The sequence below is a fragment of the Micromonospora sp. NPDC051925 genome, from assembly GCF_044548625.1.
GTDB lineage: Bacteria > Actinomycetota > Actinomycetes > Mycobacteriales > Micromonosporaceae > Micromonospora.
Window position 1 is genome coordinate 319102 of record NZ_JBIUCH010000002.1, and the last position, 19110, is coordinate 338211.

Annotated in this window: 18 protein-coding genes; 13 read left to right on the plus strand and 5 right to left on the minus strand. The window is 71.5% G+C overall.

Annotation, left to right across the window (positions count from 1 at the left end; all coding sequences use genetic code 11):
* Window positions 1-154 precede the first annotated feature (154 nt).
* From ACIG87_RS04110 to ACIG87_RS04150, 9 genes are all read left to right on the plus strand, one after another.
* A complete protein-coding gene (locus ACIG87_RS04110) occupies window positions 155-1171 on the plus strand; it encodes an alcohol dehydrogenase catalytic domain-containing protein (RefSeq protein ID WP_396847987.1) in 1017 nt (338 codons plus the stop codon).
* Window positions 1168-2628 (plus strand): amidohydrolase family protein, encoded by a 1461-nt coding sequence (locus tag ACIG87_RS04115; RefSeq protein ID WP_396847988.1) that lies wholly within the window; start codon window positions 1168-1170, stop codon window positions 2626-2628. Before ACIG87_RS04110 ends, ACIG87_RS04115 begins: the two co-directional genes overlap by 4 nt.
* Window positions 2629-2645: 17 nt before the next feature.
* Complete coding sequence (locus ACIG87_RS04120) at window positions 2646-3716, plus strand: BMP family ABC transporter substrate-binding protein (protein WP_396847990.1); 1071 nt, start codon at window positions 2646-2648, stop codon at window positions 3714-3716.
* Between the two features lie 36 nt (window positions 3717-3752).
* Window positions 3753-5351, plus strand: a complete 1599-nt coding sequence (locus ACIG87_RS04125) for an ABC transporter ATP-binding protein (protein WP_396847992.1) — start codon at window positions 3753-3755, stop codon at window positions 5349-5351.
* The gene (locus tag ACIG87_RS04130) at window positions 5351-6643 is read left to right on the plus strand and encodes an ABC transporter permease (RefSeq protein ID WP_396847994.1); all 1293 of its coding nucleotides are present in this window, start codon (window positions 5351-5353) and stop codon (window positions 6641-6643) included. The genes ACIG87_RS04125 and ACIG87_RS04130 overlap by 1 nt, the downstream gene beginning before the upstream one ends.
* Window positions 6640-7554: an ABC transporter permease gene (locus ACIG87_RS04135; protein ID WP_396847996.1), complete on the plus strand. Its 915-nt coding sequence runs from the start codon at window positions 6640-6642 to the stop codon at window positions 7552-7554. The genes ACIG87_RS04130 and ACIG87_RS04135 overlap by 4 nt, the downstream gene beginning before the upstream one ends.
* A gap of 274 nt (window positions 7555-7828) precedes the next feature.
* Entirely contained in the window at window positions 7829-8728 is a 900-nt protein-coding gene (locus tag ACIG87_RS04140; RefSeq protein WP_396847998.1) for an alpha/beta fold hydrolase, read from the plus strand.
* A 4-nt stretch (window positions 8729-8732) separates the two neighbouring features.
* Window positions 8733-9992, plus strand: a complete 1260-nt coding sequence (locus tag ACIG87_RS04145; RefSeq protein WP_396848000.1) for a sensor histidine kinase — start codon at window positions 8733-8735, stop codon at window positions 9990-9992.
* Between the two features lie 11 nt (window positions 9993-10003).
* On the plus strand, window positions 10004-10594 hold the full coding sequence (locus ACIG87_RS04150; protein WP_396848001.1) for a response regulator: 591 nt from the start codon (window positions 10004-10006) through the stop codon (window positions 10592-10594).
* Between the two features lie 61 nt (window positions 10595-10655).
* Here the strand turns inward: ACIG87_RS04150 and ACIG87_RS04155 are convergent, their stop codons facing one another.
* Together ACIG87_RS04155 and ACIG87_RS04160 are read right to left on the minus strand one after the other, a co-directional pair.
* Window positions 10656-11459 carry an ABC transporter ATP-binding protein gene (locus ACIG87_RS04155; protein WP_396848003.1) on the minus strand — a complete coding sequence of 268 codons (804 nt, stop codon included), beginning with the start codon at window positions 11457-11459 and terminating at the stop codon, window positions 10656-10658.
* On the minus strand, window positions 11456-12691 hold the full coding sequence (locus tag ACIG87_RS04160; RefSeq protein WP_396848004.1) for an MFS transporter: 1236 nt from the start codon (window positions 12689-12691) through the stop codon (window positions 11456-11458). Before ACIG87_RS04160 ends, ACIG87_RS04155 begins: the two co-directional genes overlap by 4 nt.
* 232 nt (window positions 12692-12923) lie before the next feature.
* Here ACIG87_RS04160 and ACIG87_RS04165 point away from each other — a divergent pair, with 232 nt between their 5' ends.
* Window positions 12924-13592 carry a FadR/GntR family transcriptional regulator gene (locus ACIG87_RS04165; RefSeq protein WP_396848006.1) on the plus strand — a complete coding sequence of 223 codons (669 nt, stop codon included), beginning with the start codon at window positions 12924-12926 and terminating at the stop codon, window positions 13590-13592.
* Window positions 13593-13779: 187 nt separating this feature from the next.
* On the opposite strand, the gene ACIG87_RS04170 is transcribed toward ACIG87_RS04165, so the two are convergent.
* Entirely contained in the window at window positions 13780-14808 is a 1029-nt protein-coding gene (locus ACIG87_RS04170; protein WP_396848008.1) for an aldo/keto reductase, read from the minus strand.
* Between the two features lie 186 nt (window positions 14809-14994).
* Here ACIG87_RS04170 and ACIG87_RS04175 point away from each other — a divergent pair, with 186 nt between their 5' ends.
* The 3 genes from ACIG87_RS04175 to ACIG87_RS04185 all read left to right on the plus strand — a co-directional run bounded on the left by ACIG87_RS04175 (window position 14995) and on the right by ACIG87_RS04185 (window position 16750).
* Window positions 14995-15444 carry a VOC family protein gene (locus ACIG87_RS04175; protein ID WP_396848010.1) on the plus strand — a complete coding sequence of 150 codons (450 nt, stop codon included), beginning with the start codon at window positions 14995-14997 and terminating at the stop codon, window positions 15442-15444.
* Window positions 15432-15884, plus strand: a complete 453-nt coding sequence (locus tag ACIG87_RS04180; RefSeq protein ID WP_396848012.1) for a nuclear transport factor 2 family protein — start codon at window positions 15432-15434, stop codon at window positions 15882-15884. The genes ACIG87_RS04175 and ACIG87_RS04180 overlap by 13 nt, the downstream gene beginning before the upstream one ends.
* An 89-nt stretch (window positions 15885-15973) precedes the next feature.
* Window positions 15974-16750 carry an IclR family transcriptional regulator gene (locus ACIG87_RS04185; protein ID WP_396848014.1) on the plus strand — a complete coding sequence of 259 codons (777 nt, stop codon included), beginning with the start codon at window positions 15974-15976 and terminating at the stop codon, window positions 16748-16750.
* 97 nt (window positions 16751-16847) lie between these two features.
* Here the strand turns inward: ACIG87_RS04185 and ACIG87_RS04190 are convergent, their stop codons facing one another.
* Window positions 16848-17657 carry an IclR family transcriptional regulator gene (locus tag ACIG87_RS04190; RefSeq protein ID WP_396848016.1) on the minus strand — a complete coding sequence of 270 codons (810 nt, stop codon included), beginning with the start codon at window positions 17655-17657 and terminating at the stop codon, window positions 16848-16850.
* Window positions 17658-17706: 49 nt separating this feature from the next.
* Window positions 17707-19041: a hypothetical protein gene (locus tag ACIG87_RS04195; protein ID WP_396848018.1), complete on the minus strand. Its 1335-nt coding sequence runs from the start codon at window positions 19039-19041 to the stop codon at window positions 17707-17709.
* Between the last annotated feature and the right edge of the window lie 69 nt (window positions 19042-19110).

A 19110-nucleotide genomic window follows, 5' to 3' on the forward strand; every position in this document is an offset into this window, starting at 1 on the left:
TGACCGCCCAGCTTCGTTAACCGTTCCGCCTCTTTTGCGGCAAGCCGTTGACACGCCGCCGCCCCGCAGGCAGAGTACGTCGCTAAGCAACGAGAATCACAATGCAAGACGCCATATTGACTGGTAGACCATGGGGGAGGTTGCGGTGCGAGCGATGGTCCAGACCGATTTCGGGGGATCCGAGGTGCTGCGCCTGCGTCACCTGCCCGACCCCGAGCCGGGTGCGGCCGAGGTGGTCATCCGGGTGCACACCGCCGCACTGAACCGGCTCGACCTGCTCCAGCGGCGCGGGGCCGTCCTGCTCCCCGGCTTCCAACTGCCCCACGTCGCCGGCATGGACGTCGCCGGCCAGGTCACCGCCGTCGGGCCGCAGGTCACCACGGTACGCCCCGGCGACCGGGTGCTGGTCGACCCGACCATCGGCTGCGGAACCTGCCCCACCTGCAAGAACGGTCAAGCAGGCCACTGTGCCGCGCTGGCCGTGGTCGGTGGCAACCGCCCCGGCGGGTTCGCCGAGTACGTCGCCGTCCCGGCCACCGTGGTGCACCGGGTGCCCGCACACGTAGACCTGACCGACGCCGCCGCGCTGCCCACCGCCTGGAGCCTCGCCTGGCACGCCGTGCACCGCGTCGGGGCGGTCCGCCCCGGGGAGTGGATGCTGGTACAGGCCGGCACGAGCGCGGTCAGCATCGCCGCCATCCAACTGGCCCGCCGGGCCGGCGCGCGGGTGATCGCGGTGGCCCGTACCGAGGCCAAGCGGGCCGTCGCCGCCGACCTCGGCGCCGACGTGCTCGACCTCGACGACCGGACCGTCGACGAGGTGCGGGACCGCACCGACGGCCACGGCGTCGACCTGGTCGTCGACCACGTCGGCACCGCCACCTGGCCCACCTCCCTGGCCAGCCTGCGCACCGGCGGGCGCATCGTGCTGCTCGGCAACACCACCGGCGACCAGGTGAAGTTCTCCCTCTCCGACGTCTACCGGCGTGGGCTGCGGCTGCTCGGCGCCGGGGCGTACACCCCGGCCGACTTCGCCGACATGCTCGACGCCTACTTCACCGGGGGACTGCGGGTGATCCGGGCGGCCGAGTACCCGCTGGCCGAACTGCCCGAGGCGTATGCCCGGCAGGAGTCCGGCGACCTCATCGGCAAGATTCTCGTACGGCCATGACCACCACCCCGGCGGCGGGCACCGCCGACTCCCGCCCGGCGGACCTGCTGATCGTCGACGCCGACATCGTCACCATGGCGTCCGACCGCGCGGTGGTCTCCGGGGGCGCGATCGCCGTCGTCGACGGCCGGATCGCCGCGATCGGTCCGGCGGCGACGCTGCGCGCGGCGTACCCGGGCAGCCCGGAACTCGACGCCGCCGGCTGCCTCGTCGTCCCCGGCCTGGTCAACGCCCACCAGCACACCACCGCCGACCCGCTGGTCCGCAGCAGCATCCCCGACGACGTCCCGGCCCGGCAGGCCATCTTCGACTGGATCGTGCCGCTGCACGGCGCGGTCACCGGCGAGGACGACGAGCTGTCGGCCACCCTCACCGCGGTCGAGTCACTCAGCTACGGGGTCACCACCCTGCTGGAACCCGGCACGGTCGCCCACCCGCTGCGGGTCGCCCACGGGCTGCGCGCCGCCGGCATCCGGGCCCGGGTCGGCGGCTGGGGCTGGGACACCCCCGAAGCGCCGTACGCCATGCCGGCCGCCGACACCCTCGCCGCCCAGGCCGACACCGTCGCCGCCCTCGCCGGCGACCCGCTGGTCACCGGCTGGATCACCCTGGTCGGTCACGACCTGGTCAGCGACGACCTGTTCACCGGCGCGGCGGAGCTGGCCGACCGGCTCGACGTACCCATGACCTGGCACCTGTCGCCCGGCCCGGAGGACCCCGCGGCCTACGCCGCCGCCGGCCGGGCCCGGCCGGTGCGGCACCTGCACGACCTCGGCGTGCTCGGCCCCCGCCTGCTGCTCGGTCACGCGGTGTGGCTCGACGACGCCGAACTCGCCGCCCTCGCCGAGACCGGCACGGCGGTCGCCTCCTGCCCCGGCGCCTACCTGCGGCTCGGTCAGGGCTTCAGCCGGGCCGGCCGGCATACCGAGCTGTACCGGGCCGGTGGGCGGCTCGCGCTGGGCTGCGACTCGCACAACGCCGGGGACACCCCGGACCTGTGGCGGGCCGCCCGGCTCTTCGCCGGCCTGGAACGGGACCGGGGCATCCCCGACCCGCTGCGCGCCGACGAGATCTTCGCCCTGGCCACCATCGACGGCGCCGCCGCCGTCGGGCTGGCGGCGCTCACCGGCTCGGTCGAGGTCGGCAAGGCCGCCGACCTGGTCGTGCTGGACACCCGGACCGTCCCCTGGACCCCGCGCGGTGACCTGCCCACCCAGCTGGTCTGGGGTGCGGCCGGGCACACCGTCCGGGACGTCCTGGTCGACGGCCGGATGGTGGTCCGTGACCGGCGGATCACCACGGTCGACGTCGACGCCCTGCGCGAGGAGGCCACCCATCGTCGGGTCGCCCTGCTGCGCCGGGCCGGCATCGACATCCCCCATCGCTGGCCCACCGTGCCGGCGACCGAGTACTGCGCGCGTCGGACCGTGCCGGACGGCGCACTGCCCCCACTGTGAAGGGAAGCACCATGACAATGAGGATTGGACGGGGTCCGGCGGCGCTGCTCGCCGGGGCTCTGGGATTCGCCCTGGTCGGCTGTGCCAGCAACGACGCGACCGCGCCGTCGGCGGCGGGTTCGGCCAGCAGCGGGACGCCCGCCGGGCAGCCCGACGCCAACGGCGACGGCAAGGTGATGATCGGGGTGCTCAGCCCCGGTGACATCAACGACAACGGCTACTACGAGAGCTTCGTGGTCGGCGCGGAGAAGTTCGCCACCGAGAAGGGTTGGCAGGTCATAAAGCGCGGCAACGTGCCGCCGACCGAGGCGCTCAGCGCCGCTCGGGCGCTGTGCCAGCAGGGCGTGGACATGGTGGCGCTGGGCGCCTCCGAGCTCAAGGACGCCATCCCCGCGTCGGAGGAGCCGGTCTGCGCCAATACCTCCTGGTACGTCCCATCGTCGGAGAACATCCAGCAGAGCCCTCGGGTGACGCTCTCCAGCGACGACCCCAACCAGAGCATGCTCGCCGCCGGGTACGCCACCGGGCTGGTCATGCAGCAGAAGAACGCCACCAAGGCCGGCTTCGTCACCGGCATGGAGGCCGACTTCTCGGTCAACGCCGCCAAGGCGTACAAGGCGGGCATCCGGATGGTGGTGCCGAACGCCACCCTGGTGACCACCTACACCGGTGACTTCAACGACTCGGCGAAGGCCCGGGAGGCCGTCCAGGCGCAGATCAGCCAGGGCGTGAAGGTGATCTACCCGTACCTGGGCGGAGCCACCGACGCCGCCGCGAAGCTGGCCAACACCGGCGGCGCACTCACCCTGACCCCGGGCACCGACCGGTGCGACTCGACCGACCCGCGCTTCGACATCTCGGTCATCTTCGACCCGGGTGCCTACTTCGCCGCCGCGCTGGAGCTGTTCGCCAAGGGCGAGATGACCCTCGGCACCACCAAGAAGTGGCAGCTCGGCGTCGACCCGTACCCGGCCGTCAAGATCTGCAACGCGACGCCGGAGCAGACCCAGAAGATGGACGCCTTCGTCGCCGACGTGGCCAGCGGCAAGACCGACACCGCCGCGACGGTCGCCAAGCTCGGCTCCTGATTTCGCTGCCCGACGACCAACGAGGTGGAACGGACTGTGGACGTTGACGACCAGCTGACGCCGGCTCTCACCCTGCGTGGGGTCAGCAAGCGCTACGGTCCGGTTGTCGCCTGCGACGCCGTGGATCTCGCCGTACGGCCTGGCGAGATCCACGGTCTCCTCGGCGAGAACGGGGCCGGAAAGTCGACCCTGATGAAGATCCTGCTCGGGCTGGTGCACCGGGACGCCGGCACCATCACGCGTGGCACCGAACCGGTCGAGATCGACAGTCCGCAGGTCGCGGCCGACCTCGGCCTGGGCATGGTGCACCAGCACTTCAGTCTGATCGAACCGCTCACCGTCTGGGAGAACGTCATCCTCGGCGACACCGGGCGGATCGACCGGGCGGTGGCCTGCGCCCAGGTCGAGGAGGTGTCCCGACGCTACGGACTGCCCATCGACCCGCAGGCCCGGGTCGACCGGCTCTCGGCCGGGGAACGGCAACGCGTCGAGCTGATCAAGTGCCTGCGGCGTGACCCGTCCGTGCTGATCCTGGACGAGCCGACCTCGGTGCTCACCCAGGCCGAGTCGGCGGAGCTGTTCACCGTGCTGCGCCGGGTGGTGCAGGCGGAGCGGCGTGCGGTCATCCTGATCAGTCACAAGCTCGCGGAGATCATGGCGGCCACCGACCGGGTGACCGTGCTGCGGCGGGGCGCGGTGGCCTTCCACGGCGCGACGGCGGACACCACCGCCCAGTTGCTGGCCCGGCAGATGGTCGGCCGGGAGGTGTCGTTGCAGGCCGAGAGCGCGGCCCTGGGCCTGCTGCCGGTCGAGCGTCCCACGCCGGTGGTGGGTGCCGGGAACGCCCCGGCCGACGTCACCACGGCGGGGGGGAACCCGTCCCCGGAGGGGCACCCGCCGGCCCTGCGGCTGCGCGAGGTGACCCTGCTCATCGGCGGCCTGCCCGTGCTGGACCGGCTCAGCCTCGACGTGGCGCCCGGCGAGATCGTCGGCCTGTACGGGGTCGAGGGCAACGGCCAGGCCACCATCGGCGAGCTGCTGTCCGGGCTGCTCGTCCCCGACTCCGGCGCGGTCGAGGTCGCCGGCCGGCCGGTCGACCTCGACCGGCCCGGCGCGCTGCACGCGGCCGGTCTCGGCATCGTCCCCGAGGACCGGCACCGCTCCGGGGTGGTGCTGGACATGAGCGTGGCGGAGAACCTCGTCATGAAGTCCCTCGCCGGGGTCACCACGCGCGGCGTGCTCAGCCGGCGGCGGATGCACCGGATCGCCCACCGGCGGATGGCCGAGTTCAACATCGTGGCGCCCTCGCCGGACACCCCGCTGCGCAGCCTCTCCGGCGGCAACCAGCAGCGGGTGGTGCTGGCCCGGGAGTTGTCCGCCGGCCCCCGGGCGCTGGTCGCCGCCCAGCCCACCCACGGGCTGGACGTCGGCGCGATCGAAGACATGTACCTGCGGTTGCGGCAGGCCGCCGCGGAAGGGGTGGCGGTGTTGCTGATCTCCACTGAACTGGAGGAGGTGATGGCCCTGGCCAACCGGATCGCGGTGATCTCCTCCGGCCGGATCGTCGGGGTGCTCCCCACCGCCGAGGCCACCGCCGAGCGGCTCGGCATGCTGGTGGGCGGGGTGAGTCACTGATGACCACCACCGGCATCGACGCCACCGGCCGGCAGCTGCTGCGCCGGCTCAACCCCGGGCCCGGCGGCTGGCAGGTCGGCCTCGCCACCGTCGCCACGGTGGCCGTCGCGCTCGGCCTGTCCGCCCTGCTGATCGCGGTCACCGGCGGCTCACCGACCGCCTCCACCAAGGCGCTCTACCAGGGCAGCATGGCCACCCCGGCGGCGTGGACCACCTCCCTGCTGTACGTCGCGCCGCTGCTGCTGGTCGCGGTCGGGGCCTGCGTCAGCGCCCGCTCCGGCTTCTTCAACATCGGCCAGGAGGGGCAGGTGCTGATCGGCGCGCTCGCCGGCGCGTGGGTCGGCCTGCGGCTGGCCGTACCCGGCCCGCTGCTGATCGTCCTGGTGCTGCTCGCCTCGGTCGTCGGAGCCGGCGCCTGGGCCGGGCTCAGCGCCCTGATGTACCGGTTCCGGGGAGTCAACGTCGTGGTGAGCACGATGTTGATGACCTTCCTGGCCCAGCAGCTCATCTCGTTCGCGGTGAACACCCCGTGGCTGCTCCAGGAGTCCCGGCTGGGCCGGGGCACGCTCTCCCCCCAGTCCAACCCGGTGCCGGAGAACGCCCGGCTCACCTCCCTCGGCGACTACCCGAACCTCCAGCTCAACGGCGGTCTGGTCCTGGCCGTCCTGGTGGCGGTCGTGCTGAGCCTGGTGATGGCCCGTACCCGCTGGGGTTTCCGGTTGAAGATGGTCGGTCTCAACCCGGCGGCGGCCCGGCACGCGGGCGTCCGGGTCGGCGCCCTCGGCGGCATCGCGCTGGCGATCTCCGGGGCGCTGGCCGGTCTGGCCGGTGCGCTGCTGCTGACCAGCCCGGTCGGCACCAACCGGTTGCAGCCGGGGATGTCGCTCAACATCGGTTGGGACGGCCTGCTGGTCGCCCTGGTCGCCCGGAACAACCCGCTGCTGGCCATCCCGGTGGCGGTGCTGTTCGGCGTGCTCCGGGCCGGAGGTAGCTTCCTGGCCGCCACCGGAGTGCCGTCGTTCCTGGTCGACGTGGTCAAGGCGCTGCTGGTGCTGGCCTTCGTGGCGCCCCCGGTGGTGATCGGCATGCTGCGCCGGCGGCGGCTGACCGACCAGCCGGCGGCCACCCCGCCGACGCCGACGGACCCGGCCGCCGGGCCGCTTCCGGCTGACCCGGCTGCCGAGCCGGTGGCCCCGGTGCCCGGCCCTCGGACCGGCACTCCGCATCCGGCGGGCCCCGGTGACGCCGGGACCGCCAGCAACCAGGACGCCATGGAAGGCAGGTTGGCATGAGCGCCGCCGACAACATCGCCACCATCCTCTCCAGCGGGGCCCGGCTCACCGTGCCCCTGGCCTTCGCCGCCTGCGGGGAGTACGTCGCGCAGCGCGCCGGCACCCTGAACATCTCCGTCGAGGCGATGATGCTCGGGGCCGCCTTCGGGTCGGTCGCGGTCGCCAGCGCCACCGGCAGCGCCACCATCGGCCTGGTCGCCGGCGCGCTGGTCGGGGTGGCGGTGGCGTTCGTACACGGCATCCTGTCGCACCGGGTGCAGATCAACACCTTCGTCGTCGGCCTGGTCCTCAACGCCCTGGTGCTGGGTCTGACCAGCTACCTGATCACGGTCAGCACCTTCACCGGGCACCAGGTCTGGCAGGTCGACGTCCCCGTGCTGCGGGACATCCCGATCGTCGGCCCGATGCTGTTCGTCCAACGCTGGCCGGTGTACCTGCTGCTGGTGCTGGTCCCACTGACCTGGTGGCTGGTGGAACGCAGCCGGTGGGGGCTGGAGTTGCGGGCGGTGGGGGAGAACCCGCAGGCCGCCGACGTGAGCGGGATCGAGGTCAACCGGCGGCGTCGACAAGCGCTGCTCTGGTGCGGGCTGCTCGCCGGGCTCGGCGGGGCGTACCTGGCGGTCGGCGAGGTCGGGTCGTTCAACCAGAACATGACCGCCGGGCGGGGCTACCTGGTCATCGCGGCGGTGATCTTCGGGGCCTGGCGGCTCGGCCGTACCCTGATCGGCTGTGTCGTCTTCGGCCTGGCCGACGCGATGCGGCTGGCGCTGCCGGCCCTCGGGATCACCATGAACTCGCAGTTGCTGATCGCCGCGCCGTACCTGCTGGCCCTGCTGGCGATGCTGGTGTTCGCCACCGGGCACCGCGAACCACGGGCCCTGGCCCAGCCGTTCCAACGCGGCACCACCTGACGCAAGACGGTTCGACTGGCAGCGCAAGAGGCCATCTCCCGGTCCCGGGGAGTGGCCTCTTGCGCTGTCGGCAGTCCGGGAACGCTGCCCTCCGCCCTCGCCGAATCGTGACATTCTGTCACGGTCGCCCGTGACGGCAGGACACTTCCGCAGTGCCTCGCGCGCTTGATTGGCTGGTCGTGCATCACCGGAGCGATCCGGATGCTCCGCCGATCCGAAATGAGAAGCCATGCGAAAGCCCGTGAGAGTCGCTCTCACCACCATCGGTGTCCTGGTGGCGATTCCGGTGCTCCTGCTCGTGACGACCTCCGTGGTGAACGTGGTGGCGACGAAGTCGGAAGCCTCCTCGATCACGCGGTACGGGCAGCTCGTACCCGTCGACGGCAAGCAGATGAACGTGGTGGTCAGTGGCGAGGGCGACGAGACCGTCGTGCTCCTGCCCGGCCTCGGCACCGCGGCTCCCGCGCTCGATTTCCAGCCGCTGATCACGGCGCTCCAGAGCAGTTATCGCGTCGTTGCGGTCGAGCCGTTCGGCACCGGTCTGAGCGATTCCACCGACACCGAGCGCACCGCCGCGAACATCACGCGGGAGGTGCATGAGGCGCTCCAGTACCTCGGCGTCGATCGCTACGTGCTGATGGGTCATTCGATCGCCGGAATCTACGCCCTGACCTACAGCGCCGCCTACGCCGACGACCTGATCGCCTTCGTCGGGATCGACAGCAGCGTCCCCGACCAGCCCGGCTGGGACGATCCGATCCCGACCGGGACGATCGTCGCTCTCCGCAAGCTCGGGATCACCCGCGCGCTCGCCGCGCTCGCCGACGACCCCTACGCGGGCCTGCCCTACGACGAGCAGACCAAGGAACAGATGAAGCTGCTCGACACGAAGAACACAGCGGCTCCGACGATGGTGAACGAGATGGAGCATGTCCCGTCGAACTTCGCCGCGGTCAGCGGGAAGACGTTCCCGAAGAAGCTGCCGGTCCTGCTCTTCGTGGCGTCGAACGACACCGACGTGACGGGTTGGGTCGCGCTCCACGAGAAGCAGGCCGCGAGCGTCGACACCGGGAAGGTCGTCGTCGTCGAGGGCGACCACTACCTGCACCACACCCTGTCGAAGGAGATCGCGCAGGAGACCACGACATTCCTGACGGCGCTGTCGCTACGCTGACCTGGTGGCGGACACCGGGCAGCTTGCGCCGAGGGTGACCGCGGATCTCAAGGCGATGCGCCTTCTCACGATGGTCTCGCTGTGGCTGGGAATACTCGTCGCCGGCTCCGTGCAGTTGCTGCTCGGGGTCGACGCGGCCGTCGGCCCACGGGTGATCCCCCTCGTGATCGTGACCATCGCCGCCGTCCTCACCGGGCTTGCCACGATTCCCCTGTTGCTCCGTGGTTCCGGCGACGCTGCGCCGAACCATCCGCTCGTCCTCGCTCTGCTCGCGCAGTCGGGCGCGGTGTGGGTGCTGGCCGTGATTCCACCCTTCGCGGGTTGGGGCTGGGCCTTCACGCTCGCGATGGCGGGCGGAGTGCTCACCTGCCTCGTCCGTGGCTGGTGGAAGGCGGTGGTGATCCTCGGGTCGTACGCCGCGATCGGTCTGGGCGGCCTCGTCGGCGTGCTGACCTCGTCGCGTCCCGCCGTCGTGCCGTCGTCCGCCGGCACCGGTGTCGATGCCGTCGTGATCGGCACCCTCGCGCTGTTCACGCTCATGCCGCTGAGTGCGGTCTGGGTGCTGCAGGTGGTGTGGCGACTGGAACACGCACGTCAGCTTGCCGCCGAGCTGGCGGTGGCGAGGGAGCGGCTGCGATTCGCCACCGACCTGCATGACATCCAGGGCCACAACCTGCAGGTGATCGCGTTGAAGAGTGAACTGGCGGAGCGGCTCCTGCCCGATCAGCCCGAGCGGGCGGGACGGGAGATCGCCGAAGTCCACCGGATCGCGCAGGTGGCCCTCGACGACACCCATGCCGTGGTGAACGACTACCGCACCGTCACGGTGGCGGTGGAGGCGCGCAACGCGGCGGCCGTGCTGCGCTCCGCCGGTATCCGATGTGCGGTGCACATCGAGACGCCGGGCATGCCCACCGCCCTCGGCGCGGTGTTCGCTGTCGCGATCAGGGAGGCGGTGACAAACGTGCTCCGGCACAGCAGGGCGACCGAAGCCACGATGGAACTCGTCCTCGCCGCGGCGGAGTATCGGCTGACCGTCACCAACAACGCCGCGGGCGCGCTGCGTCGGGACGGCACGGGCCTGACCGGCCTCGCTCAACGCGTCGCGGCCCACGGCGGGACGGTCGAGACCACGCGCGAGGACGACACCTTCATGCTGGTCGTCCGGGCCCCCACGACGGGCGTCGGGCGGCCGGAGCAGACGGAGTCCGACGCTGCTGGGCAAGGGTCGACCTTCCCGAGGAAGCGGAGAGGGGCCCGTTGATGCTCCGTATCGTGATCGCCGACGACGAGGAGCTCATCCGCGGCGCGCTCGTCGCGTTGCTCTCTCTCGAGCCCGACATCGAGGTCGTCGCGGACGTCGCCGACGGCGAGGCCGCGGTTGCGGCGGCTGTCGCCCATCGACCCGACCTGATCCTGCTCGACCTCAAGATGCCCGAACTCGACGGGGTCGACGCCGCCCGGCGACTGCTGCGTCTCGTCGCGACGCAGGTCGTCATCGTCACCCGGCATGCCCGACCGGGAACGTTGAAGCGTGCGCTGGCGGCCCGGGTGCACGGCTTCGTGCCGAAGTCCACCCCTGCGTCGGAGCTCGCCAAGATCATCCGATCGGTCGCTTCGGGTGAGCGCTACATCGATGCGCGCCTCGCCACGTCGGCACTCACGGAGGAGGAGAGCCCACTCACGCCTCGGGAGATCGACGTCCTGAGACTGACTCGGGATGGCCTACCCACCAGGAACATCGCGAAGCAGCTCGGCCTGGCGCACGGCACCGTCCGCAACCACATCTCGTCGGCGATGGCGAAACTGCACGCCGAGTCGAGAAACTCGGCCGCCGCCACCGCATGGGAGCGAGGGTGGATCTGACCTGCCAGCGCTCCGTCTGCCCACCACCGCCAACGAGCCGGCGTCGTCCGTTCGACGGAACCTACCCCGGCGGGGTCGATCGAGTCCGGATGGCGCGAGCCTGCCATCGTCGGTCGCGATGCTCGATCTGGATCGGGTGGTCGAAACTCTCGGTGACCAGTTCGGTCGTCAGCACGTCGCGCGCGGCTCCGGCGGCCAGCACCCGGCCCTCTTTGATGAGCAGCGCATGGGTGGTCGTCTCCGGGAGTTCCTCAAGGTGATGCGTGACCAGCACGGTGGCCAGTCCCGGCTGTGAACGGTGCAGGCGGTCGACGGTCTCAAGGAACTGTTCCCTGGCCGCGACGTCCAGGCCCGTCGAGGGTTCATCGAGTAGCAGCAGCCGTGGATCGGTGATGAGCGCCCTGGCGATGAGGGCTCTGCCGCGTTCTCCCTGCGACATCGTCGGCCAGGTCGCACCCTCCAGTGCCCGGAGACCGAGCACGTCCATGAGATGGTCGGCGCGTTCGCGCACTTCGACTGTGGGTTCCCAGCGGGGCATGAGTTCGGTCGTGCCCGTTGCGCCAGTGAGGACGACCTGTCGCACGGTGAGCGCCGAGCGCAACGGGTGACGAGGATTGACATGCCCGATGGACTCGCGCAGCTTGCGTACTTCCACCCGGCCGAGTCGGTGCCCGAGCACGTGTACGGTGCCACGGGTGGGGTGCTTCTCGGCGCCGCACATGCTCAGGACCGTGCTCTTTCCCGCCCCGTTCGGTCCGATCAGTGCCCAGTGCTCACCGGCCAGAACGGTGAGGTTGACGTCGGTGAGGATCTGGCGCGAGTCACGGACGAAGTCGACGTTTCTCATGCGCAGAATCTCGGTCATGCGCGTGCTCTCTCCCGGGTGTCGGCGCCATCCGGATCCGCGACCACCTCGTGGTGCTCGACAGCGCGCTCTGTGAGGACGAACGACAGGGCGAAGCCTACGGCGATCAACGCGGCCATCATGACGAACACCGTCCGGACGTTGGCGTGGTCGGCGATCCTGCCCAGCAGTGGGCTGACGACGCCGCCCAGCGAGAGCGTCAGACCGAGTGTGACGCCCGAGGCGACGCCGATCCGGTTGGGCAGGTAGGAGTGGGCCAGGGTGATCTGCGCGGCGAACGGGATGAACAAACTCAACCCGAGCGCCGCGGTCGCGACGATCACGACTACGGGGGTCGCGGCGAGGACGATCGCCACCGTGGACAACGCGGCCAGCAGGTAGCCGGTGCGGACGATCCGCAGCCGGCCGAACCGGTCGGCCAACCAGCCACCGGTCAGTGTGCCGACTGCTCCTGCTGCGGGGAAGAGCGACAGCGCGACAGAGGCGAACTCCGGGGAGGTGTCGAAGCGTTCGATGGAGTACAGCGACACGAACGTCGACGTTCCGACGTAGGCGATCGACCACATCGCCAACACCAGCGTCAACGAGCCGAACGCCCGCCAGTCGTCGCTGACCTTCGCCCGGGTCGCGGTCTCCTGCGCAGGGGTTCCGGCGCTGCTGTCGCGGGCGAACAGGTGCCGCCACGACACCGCGACGTAGACGAAGCCGAGCACGATGGCGGGGATCACCAGCAACGCGGTGCCGTTCAGCCCGAGCCAGCCGACGGCGAGGATCACCGCCGATGGTGCGAGGGCGACGCCGACGTTCCCACCGACGGAGAACAGGCTCATCGCACCACTGGTGCCGCCACCGGTTTCACGGGCTTCCATCGTCGCGGCAGGATGGTACGCGGCCACGCCGACCCCGGAGATGGCGATCACGATCCAGACCGCCGGGTACGAGTCCGACACGAGCCCACTGAGCGCAACTCCGATGCCTGCGGTCAGCAGTCCGACCAGACTCATCCAGCGCATCCCGAACCTGTCGCTGAGGTGTCCGAACATCGGCTGGGCGACGCTCGACAACGCGGTTGCCGCGAGGGTGATCCCGGCGACGGCCGCGTAGGTGTAGTCGGCGTGGAGGACGAAGAACGGCAGCAGGGCCGCCACCGCACCGGTGTAGAAGTCGTTGGCGGCGTGGGTCGCCGTCAGCGCCCACAGGCCCGCCCGGTTCCGGGCCGGGGATGTGGTCATGCTCATGGGGTTCCTTCCGACAGGCACTGCGCACCCCAGGCCCACGGACCGGATGGCATGGTGAGCCGGGAGGTTCGTGGCGGTGGAGGCGGAGGGGAGAAGACCGGTAGCGAGGAGCGCTCCGCAGCAGGGGCACCGGTCCGGCTAAGCCCTGCTGCGGCAGCGAAGGAGTCTCCCAATCACGGGGTAGAGCATACACAACTCCTCAGACAAGCAGAGAAGTGAGGCAAGGATGGCGCAGATCAGGCGGGCACCGCTCGCAGACCAGGCGGCCGAAGCTCTCCTCGTGCGCATCCGCGCAGGTGAGTGGCCCCTGGGAGCGAAGCTGCCCGGCGAGACGACGCTCGGGCCGCAGTTGGGTGTCGGTCGCTCGACCGTGCGCGAAGCGATCCGGCAACTCGCGGGCAGGGGCGTCCTGGAGTCGCGACAGGGGGCGGGAGTGTTCGTCACGGCGCTCGACGTCACCGAGGACTGGGATGCCGTGCTGCGGCGGGCCGGGATCATCTCCGTGATCGAGGCGCGTATCGCCATCGAGGCAGAGGCCGCCGCCCACGCCGCAGAACGGCGCACCCCCCAGGCGCTACGTGCTGTCCGCCGTGCGCTGGCCGAACGCCAGGATCAGCGCGGCAGCACCGAGGAGCAGGTGGATGCCGACATGCGTCTGCATCGCGCGATCGTCGCTGCCGCCGACAACCCCGTCCTCCTCGAACTCTTCGACACGTTCGTACCGAGGCTGCGCCAGGCAATGGTCGACATGCTCCGCATCGGTCGAAACCTCGCCGAAGAGCAAGACCACGCGGCCCACGCCGACCTCGTGGAAGCGATAGCGGCCCGAGACGCCGCAGCCGCCCACCGGCTCAGCCGCACCCATCTGGCATCCCTCAAAGACGCCCTGAAATAGGCGAGAAATCCACCGCTGCCCACGGTGGAGCCGGCTGAGGGTCGTCCCCTGCGGAGGGGGAGAGATCCTGGCGGGTTCCGGGCGTAGAAGAGCCGGCCTCCTGCGGGGCGAGCGCCAGGTCGTCCTCACCCCGTGGGGGCGGACCGACCTGGCCGTCGCAGCAGGTCCGGCGTGGCGAACTCGATCCTCATCCCCGTCGGCGCAGGGCCGGGTCGGTCAGCGAAGGCGGCTGGTAGCCGACGTCGGCCGGGTTCACGTCGTGGCCCGGCCGGACCAGCGCGTCGATCCGGTCCAGCACGTCGGCCGGCAGTCCGGCCAGCTCACCGGCGGGCAGTTGGCTGCGCAGCTGCGCCAGGGTGCGCGGGCCGATGATGGCGCTGGTGACCGCCGGGTGGCTCAGTACGAAGCCGAGCGCCAGCTCGATCAGCGTCACGCCGCTCTCGGCAGCCAGCGCGGCCAGGTCGTCGACCAGGGTGAGCTTGCGGTCCCGGGCGGCGGCGTCGCGGAAGTCGAAGTGGTCACCGTTGCGCCCGGCACGGGAGTCCGCCGGTACGGCCGTCGACCGGTACTTGCCGGTCAACCAACCGCCGTTGAGCGGGCTGAACACCAGCACGCCGAGTCGGTACCGGGCGCTGGTCGGCAGGGCCGCGGCCTCGGCGCCCCGGGTCAGGATCGAGTAGCCCAGCTGCTCGGTGGTGAAGCGTTCCCGCTGCCGGCGTTCGGCCACCCACTGCGCCTCGACGAGTTGCTCGGCGGGGAAGGCGGAGGTGCCGATCATGCGGACCTTGCCCTCCCGGACCAGGTCGGACAATGCCCCGAGGGTCTCGTCGACGTCGGTGAGCGGATCGGGCCGGTGCACCTGGTAGATGTCGATCCAGTCGGTGCCCAGCCGGCGCAGGCTGCCCTCCACCGCCTGCCTGATCCAGCGTCGGGAGTTGCCCCGCCGGTTGTGCTCGGCGCCCATCGGCTCGTGGAACTTGGTGGCCACCACCACGTCGTCGCGTCGACCGCGCAGCGCCCGGCCGAGGATCTCCTCGGACTCGCCGTGCGCGTACACGTCGGCGGTGTCGACCAGGTTGACCCCGGCGTCGAGTGCCTCGGCGACGATCCGGTGGCACTCCTGCTCGTCGGTGTTGCCCCAGGCACCGAACATCATGGTGCCCAGACAGAGGGTGCTCACCTCGACCCCGGTCCCGCCCAGCCTGCGGTACTGCATGATCCGATCGACCTCCCGTACGTGGTGTGCCCCCACGCTGGCACGCCGACCGGCCGTCGGCACCGTCCCGCCGCGTCGAACCCGGCCCGGCGGCTTTGTGTCCCCGGCACATCGACCCGGCCGACGAACAGTGAATAAGCTGGTGAACGCGATAGTGACGGACATTTCGGTACGGTGGAGGTAACAGTGGCGAGCGGCCTGACCCAAGCCCGGTGGACGCATGTGGCGCTGCCCACCGGCGACCTCGACAAGGCGATCTCCTTCTACACCGCGCTCACCCCGCTGGTGGTGGTGGAGCGGTTCGCCGACGCCGACGGGGAGAGCGTCTGGCTCTCCAACGACAAGCAGGCCGACACCCCGTTCGTGCTGGTGCTGGTCTCGTTCAACAAGGACAAGGGCGGCCAGCTCGGCCTGCTGCACCCGTTCGCGCACATCGGCATCGAGGTGCCGCGTCGGGCCGACGTCGACGAGATCGCCGAGCGGGCCCGGGAGCTGGGCTGCCTGCACTGGGAGCCGCGGGACATGCCGCCGCCGGTCGGCTACATCTGCGCGCTGAAGGACCCGGACGGCAACGTCATCGAGATCTCCCACGACCAGCAGGTCTTCGACACCGTGCGGCGACGGTGGGGGAGCTGACCGCAGCGTCGACCCGTGCCGCCGTGCGGCGTTACCTGGCGGCGTTGAACGCCCACGACGCCGATGCCGTCGCCGGCTGTGTCAGCGACGACTTCGTCAACGAGCACACCGCCGCCCTCGGGCGGACGGTGGTCGGCCGGGCCGGTTACCGGGCCCGGCTCGACGGCTTCCTGGCCGAGTTCGTCGACCTGCGCTACGAGGTGGAGGAGCTGCTCGTCGACGGCGACCGGGCGGCGGTGGCGTACCGGATGTCGTTCCGGCTCGCCTCGGCCGGTCGGGCGCCGGTGCGGATACGCGGAATGTTCCGGTTCCGGGTCGACTCCGAGGGCCTGATCGCCCACCGGGTCGACTACTGGGACAGCGCCGAGGTCCACCGTCAGCTCGCCGACGCCTCCGGTCCGCCGCCTGTCCCCGGTCCGGGGGCGGGCGGCCCGGCGTAGACCGACCGAGGGGTGTCCGTGTCGAGCCGCGTGGCCCGTGCTCGGTAGAGTTCGCCTCCGGTGGACGGCGGCGAGTGCGAGGTGACGCGGTGGCGGGCGGAGTCAACGCGGTGGCGGGCGGAGTCGACGAGCCGACCGGTGACGCGCCGGCGATCCAGACCGTGCAGCGGGCCGCCACCATCCTGCAGGCGTTCTCCGTCGAGCGGCCCCGGCTCACCCTGGCCGAGTTGACCGCCGATCTGCACATCAGCCGGGCCACCGCGCACCGGTACGCCCGCGCGCTGCGGGCGGCGAACCTGCTGCGGTTCGACGTGGCCACCGCCACCTACACGCTGGGTCCGCAGATCCTGGCGATGGAGGCCGCCGCCCGCGCGGCGTTGCCCATCGTCACCGCCGCCGAGCCCTACCTGGACCGGCTCACCCGGGTGACCAACCAGACCTCGGTGCTCAGCGTGTGGAACGGCGAGTCGCCGACTGTGGTCCGTTGCATGGACAACACCAGCGGTGACGTACGGCTGAGCGTGCGTACCGGCTCGCCGTTGGATCTGCTCCGTTCGGCGCAGGGCCGGGTGTTCTGCGCCTTCCTGCCACCGGCCGAGTCGCCCGTGGTGGCCCGTCAGCTGCGACTGTCGGCGGGGTTGCGCGCGGTGGTCGAGCAGGTCCGCCGGGACGGTTTCGCGGTGAACTCCCCGGAGGATTTCGGGGTACGGGTGCTGGCCGCGCCGGTGTTCGAACGGACCCAGGTGGTGGCCGCGTTGGCGGTGCTGGGCACCAGCACGGCGTTGTCCGGTGCGGTGGAGGTCGCCGCGGCGGACAGCCTGCGGCAGGTGGCGCGGGAGCTGTCCGAGGGGCTCGGCGCGGGCTGACGGCGGGGCTCCGCCTGGGCCGGGCGGGACGGTTCGGCCCTACGGCGGCCGGCGTGGACCGGCCGCCGCCACGGAGCTGTCAGCCCACTCCGGCCGGTCAGCGACTGCCGTTGCTGCTGGCCGGCGGGTGGTGGCCGTTGCCGCCGCTGCCCAGTTCGGCGGTGATCACCGCGGCGACGCGTTGCAGGGCGACGGCGAGCGGGCTGTCGGTGCCCTCGGGCACCGAGGTGGTGGTGCCGACGATGGCCATGGCGGCGATCAGGGTGCTGCCCCGGAAGATCGGCGCGGCGATGCTGCGGACCCCGTTGACCGAGGGCGTGTTGGCGGAGATGCCGGTACGCCGGATCTTGTCGATCTCCCGGCGCAGCTCGGCGGAGGCCGCGATCTCGTCGGCCAGCCCGGGGACGTCGGATTCGGGGAGGAATGCGCAGAACACCCGGCCCTGGGCGGACTCGGTGCGGGACAGCCGGGAGCCGGTGCGCACGCTGACCCGGATGACCCGGTCGGTGTTGTCGTCGGCGCGGACGACCACGGCGGTGTCGCCGTCCCAGACGCTGAGCACCACGGTCTCGTCGATTTCGCGGACCAGCTGCTGCATGCGCGGTCCGGCGATGCTGATCACCGGCATCGCCGCGCGGGCGGCGGCGGAGAGGGTCAGGATCTGTGGTCCGAGCGAGTAGAGTCCCTCCCGCTCGTCGTAGCGCAGCAGGTTGCTCTCCCGCAGCGCCTTGGTGTAGCGGTGCGCGGTGGCCTTGCTGGTGCCGAGGCTGGCGGTGAGTTCGTTGAGGCTCAGGCGCGGGCGTGCCGCGGTGAACGCGTTGAGGATGACCGCCGCGCGCTGCACGGTCTGGATCGCCGGGGAGCTGGGATCAGCGCTCTTCACCGGCGAAGGGGCATCGTCCGCCATCTACATTCCTTTGTGCGCAAAGTGAGACAGTATCATGGCATATGACACGTCAGTCTGTCGATGCCCGCTGGTGCCGCAGGGCGATGTCGGCGTACAACCGGGCGAATCGCACCAGTTCCGCCACCGCGTACCGGTCCCGTCGGGGGTCGGCCGGGTCGGGCGGTAGCGCCGGGGGGCCCAGCCGGACGGTGGGTACGCCCCGGCCGCGCAGCAGCACCCCGTCGGTCGATCCGGTCCACCCGCGTAGCGGCGACGCCGGCTCTCCGTACGCGGCCCGCCAGGCGGCGTGGGCGTGCCGGCAGATCGGGGCGTCCGCCGGGGTGGCGGCGGCCGGATGGGCCGGACGTCCGGCCACGGCCAGCCCGCAGCCGTCCAGCGGGGTGTGCCGCAACCGCCGCACCAGCGTCGCGCGCAGCGTGTCGGTGATCTGTGTGGGATCGTCACCGGGCGCCGTCACCAGGTACAGGTGGAAGTCCACCGCTCCGGGCAGCAGGTCGGGCTTGCCCGGTTGGCCGGCGCGCACCGCCCCGATGCCCACCTCCGCGCCGACCTGGGCGTCCGGGTCGGCCCGTCGGGCCAGGTGTGCGCGGCGGAACTCCTCCAGCGCGTCGACGATCACGCCGAGGTGCGCGAGCAGGCCGCCGGGGGGTGTGGCGGTGTCGCGGAACAGCGTCGGGTGGAATCGGCTGGACAGCCGTACCTGCAGGAACATCGCCCCGGGTTCGGCGGTGAGGATTCCGGGCGGGCTGGTCTTGGCCACGATCGCGGCGGCCGGCAGCGGCCGGTCGCGCAGGTGGTGGGCCGCCCCGCCGATGGTGCGGGTCGGTGCGGTGCCGTCGTCCGGCCCGGCGGCGGGATCGTCGCGGTGGGTGCCGGCGGCGGCGAGGAGCAGGGTCAGCCGGTGCGGCCGGCCGGCGGCCCGGCAGGCGTCGGCCGCGGCGGCGTAGCCGACCAGGGCGGCGGCGGCTGCCGCCCGCGCCACCCCGAGGCCGAAACCGCTGACCACGTCCCCGGCCGGACCGGGTCGCGCCAGCGCGGGGGCGGGGGTGTGCAGGCCGGTGATCGGGTCGTCGAAGTCGGCCGCCCCGGTCAGTGAGGTGTCCAGGTGTGAGTAGATCAGCAGTTCGGGGCGTTCGCCGAGGGTGGCGGCGCTCACCAGGTTCGCGCTGTCCGGCGTCGCCGCCGTGGGGTCGAGCGGGTCGACCCGCCAGGGCAGTTCCGGCCAGCGGTCGGCGGCCCAGTCGGCGACCCGGTGCGCGGTGGCCCGCTCCCGGCCGTACGGGCTCGGTTGCGCGGCGAGCGCCGCCAGGGCGTCCAGGAGGGTCGCCTCGTCGATCGCCTGCTCGGTGGCCTGGCGGAGCGTCGCCGGTACCTCGTCGTCCATCCGCGTCCTCTCGCCAGCGTGACTTCATTCAAGATGACGTCTCGTATGTTGACATACTCCGGGCCAGGT